We start from the raw sequence: 14,381 nt of genomic DNA on the forward strand, positions 1-14,381 counted from the left end.
AAAAAAACAATGAAAAATTATGTCAATTATTGTTCATGCCAGGGTAGAAAAAGGCATAATTAAACCTATTGAAGATATTTATAAACTAGGTATAAAGGATGGGGATGTTATACTAGAAATAAAAAAATCTAAAGTTGATGAAATATACAATAAAATTATCCCATCAAATGAAAAGCTTATCGAAGAGAGCATTGAATTGACAGAAATTGGTGCAGACCTTGACTAGTCTTTCGTTGAAAGATTTCTCCAAAGATACCAAATATTTTGTAGATTCAAATATATTTATTTACTTTTTATTGGGCCATAAAACATATTCGCCAATCGTAAAGTCTTTCTTTAATGCGATAGAAAAAGGAGAAATTAAAGCGTATATAAATCCCACAATTGTTTCAGAAGTCTATTTTAATTATATTAGGATAAAAACAAGTGAAAAATACAAGATCTCTCTTAAAGATTCTAACCTATATATCAAAACAAATCCTGATGTAATAAGAGAAATTAACTTAGGCTTTATAAATGAGATTTTCTCCCTCCCAAATCTATATTTATTAAATATTGAGAATCTTATAAAAATTCAATCGGCTATTTTTGATTATTCCTTACTCCCAAATGATGCAATCCATGTCGCTACATGTATAGAACATGAAATAACTAATATCGCTACAAACGATATAGATTTTGAAAGAGTAAATTTTCTTAAGATTTGGAAAATATAGATTAAATAAAAGAAAAAATATTATTTGTTTTTGTTTTTCTGTAGAATCTTAAGAATGAACTCTATTGGAAGGCTCTTCTTTTTAGGTTCTGCTTGGTACTTAACTGTAAGGAAGTAATCAGTGTAATCAAGCCCAGATCCTTTCCATCCATATCCTGCTGCAATAATGTTGTTATTTGAGTCAGTAGTTATGTCGTATGCAAATCCCTTGCTATTACCCGGATTTACGCTCTTCCATCCAAAGTTGCCATTACCGTCATATTTTACTACAAGCCAGTTATCCTGACTAGATTCTTTAAAAAGACCTGCAACAAAAATGTTACCTATGTTATCAGTTGAAACAGAATAGCCAACTGTATCATTAGCTCCTTCTTTGTATGTTTTTACCCAGAGCTGATTTCCAGCTAGACTGTATTTTATATTGAGCATTTCGTTCCCAGAAACTCCAGTTGCGATAATATTGTTATTTGGATCAACTGCAACTCCGTATGCATAATCATTTACACCGACAACGTCATATGTCTTGGTCCAAAGTAAGTTTCCATTAGTATCAAATTTAAGAACTTTTAATGATCTATCGCTACCTTCGTCCTTATATCCAGCGACTATGATATTGTTATTAGAGTCTACTGCAACTGAAACAGCATTTATCGTGCTGCTTATAGGGCCAGCCAATAAATTCAAATTAGAGTTGTATTTGTAAATATTGTTAGTACCAGTTATAACTACAATATTATTGCTTGAATCGACAGCTATGTCTTGTACTAAACCAGGATTTGCAGAAGCTAAGGCGGCCCCACCATTTGGACCATACTTAGCTACTCCACCGTTCCCCCCTACAAAAATATTGTTACTAGAGTCAACTGCGACACTATTAGGGTCCGAAATTGTAGCTTGATCCCATATCTTATTTCCATTAGAATCATATTTTACAATAGTGTCCGAATTATATCCAGCAATTATTACATTATTATTTGTGTCAACTGCAACTCCATATACGCTCTCATTTAATACGCCAGTATCAAATTCCCTCTGCCATACCACATCACCCATGCAATACGCAGGGGCAATAGAAACTATGAACATGGCAGCTATTAAAATAACAGTTAATTTTTTCATAGTGATCACTTGATAAAATAATTGATATCCGAATATATATAAATATTTCGTAGAAAATAGGGAAAAATGTTAGATTTTCCATATTTTTTTATTTTTAGGAATTAAGAAAAAGCCTTTTATTGGATTAAATTCTTTCCAATATATGGATATATTTGAATCTTTTAATTATGATAATCTGAAGTTCCCAAACTGTTTTGTTGATATAAGGCTTCAGAAAAGGACCAATAACATTGCAAATTTAGAAAACGGCGAGCTTGATGAAGTCTCTTCAAACGAGCAGGCTGGCGTTGGAGTCAGGGCCTTAGTAAACGGTGCATGGGGATTCTCATCAACAAACAATACTGAAGATGTCCAGAGGTGCATAGACTCTGCACACAGGATTGCTAAAGCAACTTCAAAAAGCTCTAACAGAGAGAACTTCGAGATAAATCCGCCTATTGAAAAAGGTCACTTTGAAAACAAGGTAAAAATTGGGCCAGAGGATATATCGCTAGAAGAAAAGATCTCCTATGCATATGAGATAGAAAAAGGGGCAAAGATAAACCCCCTTGTCAAGAATACTGTTTCTGCTTGTAGCGACTCAATAACAGAGCAGCTATATGTAAATTCAATTGGTAGCGAGATCTATCAAAAAACGGCTAGAGTATATCTAAAGTCAGTTGTTGCAAGTGGGAATGACTCACTCCAGATGGGCTACGAAGTCATGGGTGGCACAAGAGGCTACGAGGTCTTAAAAGAGAAATCTTTGGAAGAGCTTGGAAGAGAGGCATGTGAAAAATCAATAAGGTTACTATCCGCAAAGAAAGTTTCTGGTGGAGAAAAAACTGTTGTATTGGATCCCAAAATCCTAGGCGTTTTTATCCACGAAGCTTTAGGTCACGCTTGTGAAGCTGACATAGTGTTGCAAGGCGACTCAATCCTAGAAGGAAAGCTAGGAGAAAAGATTGGGGCCGATGGAGTTAACATCTATGATGATCCGACATTTTTAGAGAAGAATGGTTCATACTTCTCTGATGATGAAGGTATTAAGGCAACGAAAACTTGCCTATTAGAAGATGGAGTATTAAAGTCATACCTGCACAACTTAGAGACAGCTTCTAGATTTAAAACAACACCAACAGGTAACGGCCGTGCTCAGGGGTTTTCTTCTAGGCCGCTAGTTAGGATGAGTAACGTCTACATGGGTAGCGGTGACCATAGCTTTGAAGAGCTTATCAACATTAAAGATGGGCTCTATGTAAAGGGCGGGAGAGGTGGCCAGGTAGACACTGCAAAGGGCCTATTCACATTCGGGTGCGAAGAGGTCTATGAGATAAAGAACGGAGAGCTTGGACAGCTCTATAGAGACGTATCGCTATCCGGGAACACCTTAGAGATATTAAAAAACATCGAAGGTATTGGAAAGGACTTTGAGATGGGAAATCCTGGAAGCTGTGGAAAAGGTCAGTATGTGCCTGTTGACGATGGCGGCCCACATATAAGAACTAGGGCACTAGTTGGTGGGGAATAAATAGAAAAGAAAAATATTATTTGTTTTTGTTTTTCTTAAGTATTTCTAGGATCTTCATTATAGGTATTGATCCTTTTGGGCCCCTATTGGAAGTGTAGTGAAAACCCATGTCAACTTTTCCAACATCCCATTTTTCATCTACCCTTGTTGTAAATCCGTTGTATAAGTCCAGGGTTATTGACTGGTCAGAGCCAGAATCAACACAGGGACTAGAGTATCCAAGATAGTAATCTCCGAGCCTTCCTGTAATAAATTTAGGATCTGACGAGATTGAGGCTGTTTTAGTTGTATCGTCATAATCATCTCCAATATTGCCCCATGAGTTTGAATAAAGAATTTCTGATGGGTAGTTGTTATCAAAATAGAATCCGTCTAGGGTATTTCCAACTGAGATACAGTTTATCACCTTTGCTCCACCATCTTCATTTATAAATCCAAAAAATCCATTATTTACGGAAGTACAGTTTATGTATGTACTGAAATCTTCATCACTGAATCCATTGCCACCGTTATTATAAGAAAGACAGTTTTTTAGTGTACAGTTGCTGTTAGCTTCAAAACCGCTGTATTCATTAGCATAAGCAATGCAATTTTCAATTGTTCCATAATTATCAATGACAAATCCATCGAGAGGTGCGTTTCTCAGAGTTATATTCTTGATAGTTACATATTCATGATCTGTATAGATGCCGTAACCTCCTGAAGAAGTTGCATCGATTATTGTATTAAAAGGACTGTCGCCAATTATTGTAATATAGCTGGCAGGGATATTGATCTGGCTATTGACATAATAAGTTCCAGCATGGATATATATTGTATCTCCTGAGGCGGCCGCACCGACTATACTCACTATGTCATCATCTGGATAAATATGATGAGTTGCTGCAGAAACAGGAATCATAAAGACCAAAATAGAACTTAAAAGAATCAATGCTAGTATAATTGAAATTTTCTTCATGATGTAACCTATTTATTCTCATTTTTAAAATTATGTTAATTAAATCTTCTTTCTCCTTCTGATAAATAAAAATCCTAGCGCACCACCTAAAACTGCAACTACTACCAGTATTGGAATCAATATCAGTGTAGGGCTAAAAGGTAAAGTCTGTTGTTGGACTGGCTGAATCTTAGCGGAAGTTTCAGAAATCATGGCGTCAGTTGTTGCAACCATCGCTTTGTTTCCTACCTTCTCAAAGATGCGCCTTGCCTCATTGAACTGCTCAAGTGCCTTATCGTAGTTACCATTGTTTAGCTCAGTGTTTGCATTGTTAAATAGCTCCATTGCCTGAGCATTTAATGCCTTGTATTCAACAGCCGTCATTATGTTTTTCTCACATCTCTTAACAGCTTCTGCATCCCCAAGCTTAGTGTATAGCTCCTTTGATTTTGCAAACTCCTTTATTGACTCATCAAACTGCGCCCTTAGAAGAAGTCTTTCTCCCTCAGCATAGTGCCTTCCTGCAAATATTGTGAGAAAATTATTTTTGTAAACAAAGACGTAGTTACTGCAAACTATAACATCCTTGTACCCATCAGAATCTATATCAACTATAGATACAGTCTTTATAGGTCCATTGACATTTGTTTCAGAGAGCTTCTCACCATCGCTAGAGAACACGTAGAATGTCCCCTGGTCTATCTCCTGCTTTGATGATGACCACTTACCGGCGGCAACTAAGATTTCTGGCGAGCCATCGCCTGTGAAGTCATCTATTGTTACGTATCTAACATCTTTTCCAATAAATTGCGGGTCATTCCAAACTTTGTACCCCTTGCTATCAAATAGGTAAAGCCATCCGTCAACAGTACCAACTGCAATCTCCTTCTTTCCGTCCTTGTTGATATCGCCAACACCAAAAGAATAGATATAAGACTCAAGGATGTTTCGCCAGAGCTTCCCCTCTAGGCCAAAGACCTGAAGGTATTTGTAGGAGGCAGTTATGACTTCCATTTTCTGGTCATTATTAATATCACCAGAGTAGACCTGCTCAATTGGGTAGACATTTTCTACCTCCCATAACTTCTTACCTGTTGGGTCGTAAAGGTAGATGTTTGGATCACGCTCTCCAGATGCTACAACATCAGGAAATATCCATGAGAGGTCAACTTTTACATTAAGCGGATATTCATCCCATGTTTCATATTCTTCTACAGCAAAGTCAGCTGTGTAAAGTTTCATGACATAAAATCTATAGAAGTCGTTTTCCTTCCTCCACTGTGTACCGCTTATCGAATATACAGAGAATGTTGCGTCTTTGAAACCGACAACTATCTCTGGTACCCTATCTCCGTCAAGGTCTGATGCAACTAGAGAGTTAATCGGCTTTGTCAGAGGAAAGTAAAGATTCCATTTACTATTGCCATTGGAATCAAGAAGGTAGACAAATCCCTTGTCATTATAAAAAAGAACGTATCGATCCGTACCCTTTCTTATGACTGATAGACTTCTTCCCGGTGAGTCAAAATCTTTAGACCAAAGTGTTATCCCGTCTAGGGTGTATGCCCTTATCTCGCCAGTATCTGTTGAAAGAACGACGTCATGCGTTCCATCCCCATCTATGTCGCCAAGAGCTGATGAAACTGTACCGTAGTCATGCCTGAAGTAGTACTTTATTGTAAATGGCTCTACCTCTGCGGCTACAGGAACAGTTAATAAAAATGATAAAGATACCAATATGCACAACAGTTGTTTCATATTCATGAATACCGTTAATCACTAATAGTATATAAAGTTATTGCTTAACGATAGTTAAAATAGTGGAAATCCATTCCCCGCTGCTGCATGAGCTTTGCCAAATCACCTGTTAGAAACAACGGCCTGTTCTTTAGGTCGCTTGGACTTTGGCACGAGTTTAAAAACATCGCTATTTTAAACTCCCTCTTTATTGTTTCAATCTTTTCTACCAATCCATCGACATTTTCTTCAACTGCTAGCTTTAGAAAAGGCAGTGCTATGCCACAAGCAGTAGCGCCTAGAGCTATGCACTTTGCAATGTCAAACCCAGTCCTTACACCGCCAGAGCCTATAACGGTCTTGATACCTGCGGCCTTGCACTCTGCTATTGAAAGTGGTGTTGGTATGCCCCAATTCCAGAGCTTCTTTACTGTCTCTTTGTGCTGTTTACTTCTGTAATACTCAACAGCGCTCCAGCTTGTGCCGCCGACGCCTGCAACGTCAACACCATCTAAAAATTTTAGAGTTTCTGCTGTTTCTTTTGAGATACCTGCACCAGTTTCTTTAACAATTAGGGGAAACTCTAAATTTTCTTTAAGTTTTTTTAGAGTTGAGATCCCGTCTTTAAAGAATAGATCTCCTTCAGGCTGGGATACCTCTTGGAGGCTATTTAAGTGAACGGCTAGCATGTCGGCCTTTATCTCTTCTACAGCATATTCTGCCTCTTTAATTCCGTACCCCTTAACAAACTGGGGTAATCCAATGTTACCAATCAGAAGGATGTCCTTAGCGTATTTTCTAATATCGTATGTATAAGTTAATGAGTGGTCTTCAATCATTGCCCTCTGGCTTCCAAGGCCCATGCCTATGCCAGTCTTTTGACATGCCTTTGCAAGGGCTTTGTTTATCTTGAAAGCCTCTTCAGTTCCACCGGTCATGGCAGAAATAAATAGTGGAAAAGAAAGGTTTTTCCCAAATAACTTTATGCCAGTTTCTATATCGTCGAAGTTTAGCTCAGGGAGAGCACTATGCACAAAGGAAACATCTTCAAGGTAGTTGTACTTCGATTGGACATCTTCTTCAAGACATATTTTAATATGCTCGAACTTCCTTCTTTCCGTCGTCACCTTTATCTACCTTCTTCCATTTACCGTAGGCAAACCCTACTATAAACATTGTTATTGCATATGAGAGTATTGTATATAAAATATACTCTGTAGTTACTGCTTCTACGACCTCAAATCCCTGTAGTATAAGCCAGAAGGAGATTATAATGACTATGGCGCCGACGACAACCCAGCCAAAGAATCTAACTGTTGGATTCCATCTCATATCCCTTGCAACATTCTTTGTAAAGGCTCCGACAACACCGATTGCTATGAAAGGAATAATAACGCCAAGTCCGTAAAATGCAACCTTTATGAAAGCTGATGCATTTGAACCTGTTACTGCCTCGTCTATAAGTAGTGGAAGAATAATTGCTGCGCAAGGAAGTTTTATTACAGAAAATATCATGCCTAGAATGAAGACACCGATTAACCCGTAGGATAGGGCAAACTTATGGGTCATCTTCTGAGCAAAATGCTTTGTTGTTATAGGAAGCTCGACCAGGTCAAATCCGCTGTTCAATAGATTTAGACCAAGGACAAATGTGATTACAGCACCAAACAAAGATATTAAGTATTTGTAGGCATCAGGTATCGCTTGTCCTAATTTAAGGAACATGATTGCTACAATCACATAAGACACAGTTATACCAAGCCCAAAGAATATGGACTTTAAGAGGATTGTAATAGATTTTTTGCTTGTACCTGCTGTGTAGGCTATAATAAATGAAAGAACTGCCAAAAGACAGGGTGAGAAACTTGAAAAGAATCCTGCACCAAGTGCGCCCATCATAGTTATTGTTGAAACACTGCCCCCATTTGTAGGCTTTCCTGCAAGGCATCCCTCAATTGCACTCTGGATCTTTGGGTCGACTTGGTTTACACCCTCAAGCTTAGTTTTCCCGCAGACTATAACTGCAGGGACTATCTTAAATCCAGCTTCAGAGAACTCCTTGTAGCCTGCCGGAGTATAGACATCAACTTCAACGACATTTATGTTGTATCCCTTTTCTTCTATCAATGCATACATCTTAGCTTTAGAGGCCTTGCAGTACTCACACTGCTCTTCGTAGAAGAATCTAATTGTTTTACCATTGTCAGTTGGTGTTGTAGGTTGTGGCGTAACTGTAGTTGGATTAAGTATTGAGTCAAACAAAGTTCTTAAAGATGCTTCATTAAACTGACTTAAACCCTCAAGCTTTGTTGTCCCGTTTACTGTAGCTGCAGGAGTTATGCTAAATCCTAGATCCTTAAACTCCTTATAACCGCTTGATGTGAACGTTTCAATTTCAACTATGTTTAGCTTTCCATTGTAGACGGTCTGATTTAATCTATCAAGAGTTGCCTTTGCCTCGGCACATTTTTCGCAACCCTCAGTTTTAAAGAATCTGATATCTATCGTGTCTGCAGAAGAAACTGCAAACGTTCCAAATAGACTTAGTAAAAATAATGATAGTAATATTATATTAAGTACTCTTTTTTTCATGGTTTGTACTCCCCCACGAGTAAAATCATGTTATAAAAATCCTATTTAAAGATAATGGTTATTGATTTATAGATGAAACTGCCTAATAATATTAAAAATTAAATAAAAATCACTTCTAGAATCAATATAAGTGGCAGGCAACAAAGTGATTCTTACCAGACTCAACAAGAGGGGGCTCTTTTGTTTCACATATCTTTCCTATTTTCTTAAAGCACCTTTCATGGAATCTGCATCCTGAAGGGGGATTAATTGGGCTTGGAACATCACCTTGCAATATTATTTCTTTTTTTCTTAGCTTAGGATTAACAGTAGGAACTGCAGAAAGTAGTGCTTCTGTGTAGGGGTGGAGGGGGTTTTTAAAAAGTTCTTTTTTAGGCGCCATCTCTACAATTTTTCCAACATACATCACTGCAACTCTATCACAAATATGCTTTATTACGCTAAGATCATGTGTAATAAATAGGTAAGTAAATCCAAACTCTTTTTGTAGATCCTGCATCAAATTTAGTATCTGCGCCTGGATAGATACATCCAAGGCTGAAACAGGTTCATCTGCAACTACAAATTCAGGATTTACAGCAAGGGTTCTTGCCAGTCCAATTCTCTGTCTTTGACCTCCAGAAAACTCATGAGGGTACCTGTTTATCTGCTCAGGCGTTAATCCTACCTTTTCCATTATCTCTAAAACTTTTTTCTCCCTATCTGCCTTGGGGTAGAGGTTGTGGATGTCCATGGGCTCTGAGATAATGCTGCCAACTGTCATCCTAGGGTCTAATGATCCAAATGGATCCTGGTATACAATCCCCATCTTTCTCCTGTATGCCCTCATCTCTTCTCTTTTCAGGTGAGTTATGTCTTCGCCTCTAAAGATTATTTTGCCGCCGTCTGGCTCATAAATCTTCAGAATAGTTTTTCCGCATGTCGTCTTGCCGCACCCACTCTCCCCAACAAGGCCAAGAATTTCACCTTCCATTATCTTAAAAGAAACATTGTCAACGGCCTTGATGACATCTGGTTTCTTTAGAAACTCTGCCTTTGTGTTAAAGTACTTTTTCAGCTCAATAATCTCTAGGATTTCCATGGAAGTTCCTCCAAATAGCACCTTGATAGATGGCCATTCTCTTTTCTTTCTAAAGGAGGCTCTTTTTGCCTGCAGATGTCCATAGCATAAGGGCACCTTGGTTGAAATTTGCACCCTGGTGGCAGATCTATGAGATCAGGAACATTACCTTCAATTATTTGTAGCCTTTTTTTATCGACATCGAGCCTTGGAATCGCATTGTTTAAGCCAACTGTATAGGGATGCAAGGGATTTTCAAATATGTTTTCTACGCTCCCCTGCTCAACTATCTTACCCGCATACATCACTGCAACATTCTTGCACGTTTCTGCAACGACTCCAAGGTCGTGAGTTATAAGAAGAACTGCTGTAGAAAATTCATCTTTTAAGTCTTCAATCAATCTCAATATCTGCGCTTGGATTGTAACGTCCAAAGCTGTGGTAGGCTCGTCAGCTATCAATAGCTTAGGATTGCAGGAAAGCGCCATTGCAATCATTGCCCTCTGTCTCATCCCACCTGAGAGCTGGTGAGGATACTCCTTAAATCTCTTCTCAGCTTCAGGTATTCCAACTATCTTTAACATCTCTATAGCTTTCCTTGTGGCTTGTTTTTTGTCTAGATCTTGGTGGAGCATTATGACCTCCATGAGCTCATGGCCTATAGTAAAAAGAGGGTCAAGAGAAGTCATTGGCTCTTGGAATATCATCGATATCTCCTTCCCCCTTATCTTCTGCATTTCCTTTTCAGTCTTTGTAATAAGATCCGCACCATCGAGAAAGATATTCCCTCCAACTATTTTTCCAGGAGGGTATGGGACCAGCCTTATTACTGAGAGAGCTGTTACAGACTTTCCGCATCCACTCTCCCCAACAAGGCCAAAAGACTCCTTTTTATCAATTGAAAAACTGACTCCGTCTACCGCCTTTACTACTCCGTCATCGGTGAAAAAATGAGTTTTAAGCTCAGATACCTCAAGAAGGGGTTTTGTCATATCTTACTCCCTCCTTTAAGTCTTGGATCTAGTGCGTCCCTTAATCCATCACCCAGCATATTAAGTGAGATAACTGAGAGTAAAATAGCAATACCTGGAAACGTGGCCGCCCACCAGGCACCCGTCACTAGGTATTTTCTCGCAATTGAGAGGGAAAGGCCCCATTCTGGAGAGGGTGGCTGTGCACCAACACCAAGGAACCCAAGGGCTGCTGCATCAAGTATTGCTGTTGCAAGCATGAGAGTTGAATAGACTATGAGTGGTGCTAGGGAGTTTGGCAGGACATGTTTGAAAACTATCCTCCAGTTTGAAGCACCTAGGGCGTGTTCTGCTTCGATGTATTCCATCTCTTTAATTGATAGAACTGAGCTTCTAATTATTCTCGCCATTTGAGGTGCGTATACTATCCCAATTGCAAGCATGGCCTTATCTATGCCCCTTCCAAGAGTACCTGCAACTACAAGAGCTAGTAATAGGGCAGGGTAGGCAAAAAGGATGTCTGCTATCCTCATCAAAATACTATCTATCTTACCTCCTACATATCCCGCAACAAGGCCCAATCCTGTTCCAACTATTAAAGCAAATCCTAGTGCAACAAACCCTACGCTAAGTGTTATCCTCCCGCCATAAAGCATCCTCGAAAGTATATCCCTGCCTAAATTATCTGTTCCGAGATAGTACCCTTCAAGCCCGTCGTCAGCCCAAAATCCTGGTTTTAGGCCACGGTCAAGGTCAACATCAGTAGGATTGTGTGGAGCAAATATAGGGGCGCCAAAACAAAGTATGAATATAACAATGAGCATCCCAAGACCAATCATGGCAGTCTTATTCTTCCTAAGCTGCTTGATTGTTATCTCGGCCCTTGTACGCTGCTTTGGTTTTATTGGTAATCCCTTCTCCATCTCATCCCTCATACTTAATTCTCGGATCAATATACACATAGACAATATCTGTAATTAGATTAACAATGACAAAAAGAGTTGCAAAGAATAAGGTGAATCCCTGGACCACAGGGTAATCATAGGCAAGTATCGCATCAGTGATATACTTCCCAAGTCCAGGAAGTGTGAAGATAGTTTCTGTTAAGACCGCCCCTCCCATAAGTAATCCTATCTCCATCCCGATGACAGTAACTATGGGTATCAGGGCGTTTTTCACTGCATGCTTGTATACTACAGTTCTTTCTGAAAGACCCTTTGCCCTTTCAGTTCTAATAAAATCCTGTCTTAAAACTTCAAGCATTGATGAGCGGGTCATCCTTGCAACAGTTGCCATTGGTATTGTTGCAAGAGCAAATGCTGGAAGTATCAGATGTTCAATAGAGTCAACAAATGCAGGCCAATTCAATGTTAGGATGCTATCAAGGACATACATCCCAGTAATCCGTTGAAGCTCTATACCTATTGAAAGCCTACCCCCTACCGGAGTTAACCCTAACTGTATACTAAATATATAGATTAACATAAGCCCTAGCCAGAATACTGGCATGGACACACCAAAGAGAGCGCCTAGCATGACCCCATAATCCGCTATTGAATACTGCTTAACTGCAGATATAACGCCGGCAATAATGCCTATTATAGTGGCTATAATAATTGCAAAAAGAGTAAGCTCTAGGGTCATAGGTAGTCGTTCTATTATCTCGTTAGTAACAAGGTCACGGGACTCTATTGACCTTCCAAGATCTCCTTGTATAGCCATCCTGAGCCAATAGAAATATTGAACGTATATTGGATCATTAAGATGGTATTTCTCCCTTATGTTTTCTAAAACTTGAGGTGAAGCGTGCTCTCCGGCAAGATGAACTGCAGGGTCTCCCGGAGCAAGCCTAACTAAACTAAATGTGATTATGGACACTCCAAAAAGGACTATGACCAATAATCCCAATCTTTTTAGTATATACTCCTTCATTTTTAATCTCCAAAAAAAAAGAAAATAAAAATTAATTTATTTTTCTTTATATACTGGATAAAAGAACTTCCTATCTGTTGGGTGTATCACGAAACCCTTTATGTTTGACCTAAAGGCTAAATTCTGGTCTGCATGTGCAATGAATACGTGTGTGGATTCGTCTACAATCATCTTGTTTGCAAGCTTGTAGAGTGTATCCCTCTGCTCTTGGTCGAATGTCAAGAGGGCATTGTTCAAAACTTTTTGTAGTGGCGCATTCCTCTTAAAGCCGTAGTTACCAGCACTGCCAACTGTGCAGACGTGGTCAGAGTATAGGACATTTAAGAAGTTGTCTGGGTCACCATTGTCGCCGGACCATCCGAGCATTATCATTGGTGCCTTCCCTGCTTCTGCATCCTGTAAGTATGTTCCCCAGTCTTCAGTGAATAGATTTACCTTTATTCCAACCTTTGAAAGGTCGCTCTGTATCGCCTCTGCTATTCCAGTTGGTTCTGGGAAGTATGGTCTTGAGGTTGAACCCATGTGCCAGAGTGTTACTTCAAATCCATTTTCATAACCTGCATCTTTCAATAATTGCTTTGCTTTATCTGGGTTGTATGGGTATCCTACAATGTCGTAATTGTATCCGAGTAGCCCTGGTGGCATTCCTTGAACGGCAACAGTTGCTGCTCCATTGTAAAGATTCTTTACTATTGCTTCTTTATTAATTGCGTATTGGATAGCTTGCCTTACCCTGATATCTTTGAATGGTTCAAATTCTCCTGGAACTGCGACTTCTTCTCCATCGTCCCACTGGTAGTTACCATTCTTGTCGACATAGCCTTCCCCACAGTTTAGGGCAATGTAACCAACATTCATACCCGCCTGAGAAACAAGCTGCAAGTTTGGATTTTGTTTGATTATCTCAAGCTGTGATGGGTCTGGGTATTCCATTCCATCTACTTCACCTGCCTGTAAGGCCATAAGACGTGCAGAGGGGTCTGGTATAACCCTGAATATTACCTGATCAAGGTATGCCCTTCCTCCCCAGTAGCCCTCGAATGCCTTCAAGGTGATGTGGTCATCCTTTACCCACTCGACAAATTCAAATGGTCCTGTACCAACTGGGTTTTTGAAGTAATCGTCTCCATATTGCTTTGCTGCTTTTTCACTTACTATATCAGCAGTGAACATTGCAAGGCTTGTCATCATCGAAGAGTTTGGCTTAGTCATATGAATTGCAACTGTGTAGTCATCTATCTTCTCAACTTTTTCAATGTCGCTGAACATGTAACCCCAGTATGCCCATTCCCCTTTGTCATGGTACCAGTTGTTTACATCATACTGTCTTGCAAAAGAGAATACGACGTCATCTGCGGTCATCTCTCCAAATCCTTTGTGGAATTGGACGCCTTTTCTAAGCTTAAATGTAATTGTTTTCTTATCTTCTGAGATTGTCCACTCAGTAGCAAGAGCAGGTTTTATACTTGTAGTTCCCTCTTCATACATGACGAGTCCCTCATGTATGTTGTCCATCCTCTGTATTGATTCACCATCTGTGACATCAGCTGGATCGAGTCTAACTGCATCACCACTGGAACCAAAGACTAATGTACCCCCATATTTGGAAGTTGCGTCTGTTGTGCTTGGAGGGGTTGTTGTTCCCTGGTCAGCACAACCGCTAAAAACGGATGACAGCATTATCAATGCTATCAAGAGTCCAAGTAGTTTACCTTCTTTTTTCATTAATTTCACCTTAGAAACTCACTCTTACTGAAAGATATTGTTCTATTTAACTTTTTCTATATCTATTGAGAATATAGCAGTAA

General features: G+C 39.3%; 13 protein-coding genes. 3 read left to right on the forward strand and 10 right to left on the reverse strand.

Translation table 11 applies throughout. From position 1 onward, the window contains the following. The first annotated feature begins 19 nt into the window (after positions 1 to 19). Positions 20 to 226 (forward strand): hypothetical protein, encoded by a 207-nt coding sequence (locus HPY60_01015; protein ID NPV49766.1) that lies wholly within the window; start codon positions 20 to 22, stop codon positions 224 to 226. Further along, a complete protein-coding gene (locus tag HPY60_01020) occupies positions 219 to 716 on the forward strand; it encodes a PIN domain-containing protein (protein NPV49767.1) in 498 nt (165 codons plus the stop codon). The genes HPY60_01015 and HPY60_01020 overlap by 8 nt, the downstream gene beginning before the upstream one ends. A 20-nt stretch (positions 717 to 736) precedes the next feature. Here the strand turns inward: HPY60_01020 and HPY60_01025 are convergent, their stop codons facing one another. Continuing rightward, the gene (locus HPY60_01025; protein NPV49768.1) at positions 737 to 1,834 is read right to left on the reverse strand and encodes a hypothetical protein; all 1,098 of its coding nucleotides are present in this window, start codon (positions 1,832 to 1,834) and stop codon (positions 737 to 739) included. Between the two features lie 142 nt (positions 1,835 to 1,976). Between HPY60_01025 and HPY60_01030 the strand changes: the two genes are divergently transcribed. Continuing rightward, entirely contained in the window at positions 1,977 to 3,344 is a 1,368-nt protein-coding gene (locus HPY60_01030; GenBank protein ID NPV49769.1) for a TldD/PmbA family protein, read from the forward strand. A 16-nt stretch (positions 3,345 to 3,360) separates the two neighbouring features. On the opposite strand, the gene HPY60_01035 is transcribed toward HPY60_01030, so the two are convergent. The 9 genes from HPY60_01035 to HPY60_01075 form a co-directional block, all read right to left on the reverse strand. Beyond that, positions 3,361 to 4,302, reverse strand: a complete 942-nt coding sequence (locus HPY60_01035; protein ID NPV49770.1) for a hypothetical protein — start codon at positions 4,300 to 4,302, stop codon at positions 3,361 to 3,363. Positions 4,303 to 4,341: 39 nt separating this feature from the next. Further along, positions 4,342 to 6,045, reverse strand: a complete 1,704-nt coding sequence (locus HPY60_01040) for a hypothetical protein (protein ID NPV49771.1) — start codon at positions 6,043 to 6,045, stop codon at positions 4,342 to 4,344. Positions 6,046 to 6,083: 38 nt separating this feature from the next. Beyond that, on the reverse strand, positions 6,084 to 7,145 hold the full coding sequence (locus tag HPY60_01045; GenBank protein ID NPV49772.1) for a type 2 isopentenyl-diphosphate Delta-isomerase: 1,062 nt from the start codon (positions 7,143 to 7,145) through the stop codon (positions 6,084 to 6,086). After that, entirely contained in the window at positions 7,111 to 8,610 is a 1,500-nt protein-coding gene (locus tag HPY60_01050; GenBank protein ID NPV49773.1) for a cytochrome c biogenesis protein CcdA, read from the reverse strand. Before HPY60_01050 ends, HPY60_01045 begins: the two co-directional genes overlap by 35 nt. A 121-nt stretch (positions 8,611 to 8,731) precedes the next feature. Then, complete coding sequence (locus HPY60_01055; protein NPV49774.1) at positions 8,732 to 9,691, reverse strand: dipeptide ABC transporter ATP-binding protein; 960 nt, start codon at positions 9,689 to 9,691, stop codon at positions 8,732 to 8,734. Further along, the gene (locus HPY60_01060) at positions 9,679 to 10,662 is read right to left on the reverse strand and encodes an ABC transporter ATP-binding protein (GenBank protein ID NPV49775.1); all 984 of its coding nucleotides are present in this window, start codon (positions 10,660 to 10,662) and stop codon (positions 9,679 to 9,681) included. Before HPY60_01060 ends, HPY60_01055 begins: the two co-directional genes overlap by 13 nt. Then, positions 10,659 to 11,564, reverse strand: a complete 906-nt coding sequence (locus HPY60_01065) for an ABC transporter permease (GenBank protein ID NPV49776.1) — start codon at positions 11,562 to 11,564, stop codon at positions 10,659 to 10,661. Before HPY60_01065 ends, HPY60_01060 begins: the two co-directional genes overlap by 4 nt. 1 nt (position 11,565) lies before the next feature. Beyond that, complete coding sequence (locus HPY60_01070; GenBank protein NPV49777.1) at positions 11,566 to 12,549, reverse strand: ABC transporter permease; 984 nt, start codon at positions 12,547 to 12,549, stop codon at positions 11,566 to 11,568. Between the two features lie 60 nt (positions 12,550 to 12,609). Next, positions 12,610 to 14,298 carry an ABC transporter substrate-binding protein gene (locus HPY60_01075; GenBank protein NPV49778.1) on the reverse strand — a complete coding sequence of 563 codons (1,689 nt, stop codon included), beginning with the start codon at positions 14,296 to 14,298 and terminating at the stop codon, positions 12,610 to 12,612. Positions 14,299 to 14,381: the final 83 nt, after the last annotated feature.

Origin of the sequence: Methanofastidiosum sp. (assembly GCA_013178285.1) — an archaeon.
In the GTDB taxonomy this organism is placed as follows: domain Archaea; phylum Methanobacteriota_B; class Thermococci; order Methanofastidiosales; family Methanofastidiosaceae; genus Methanofastidiosum.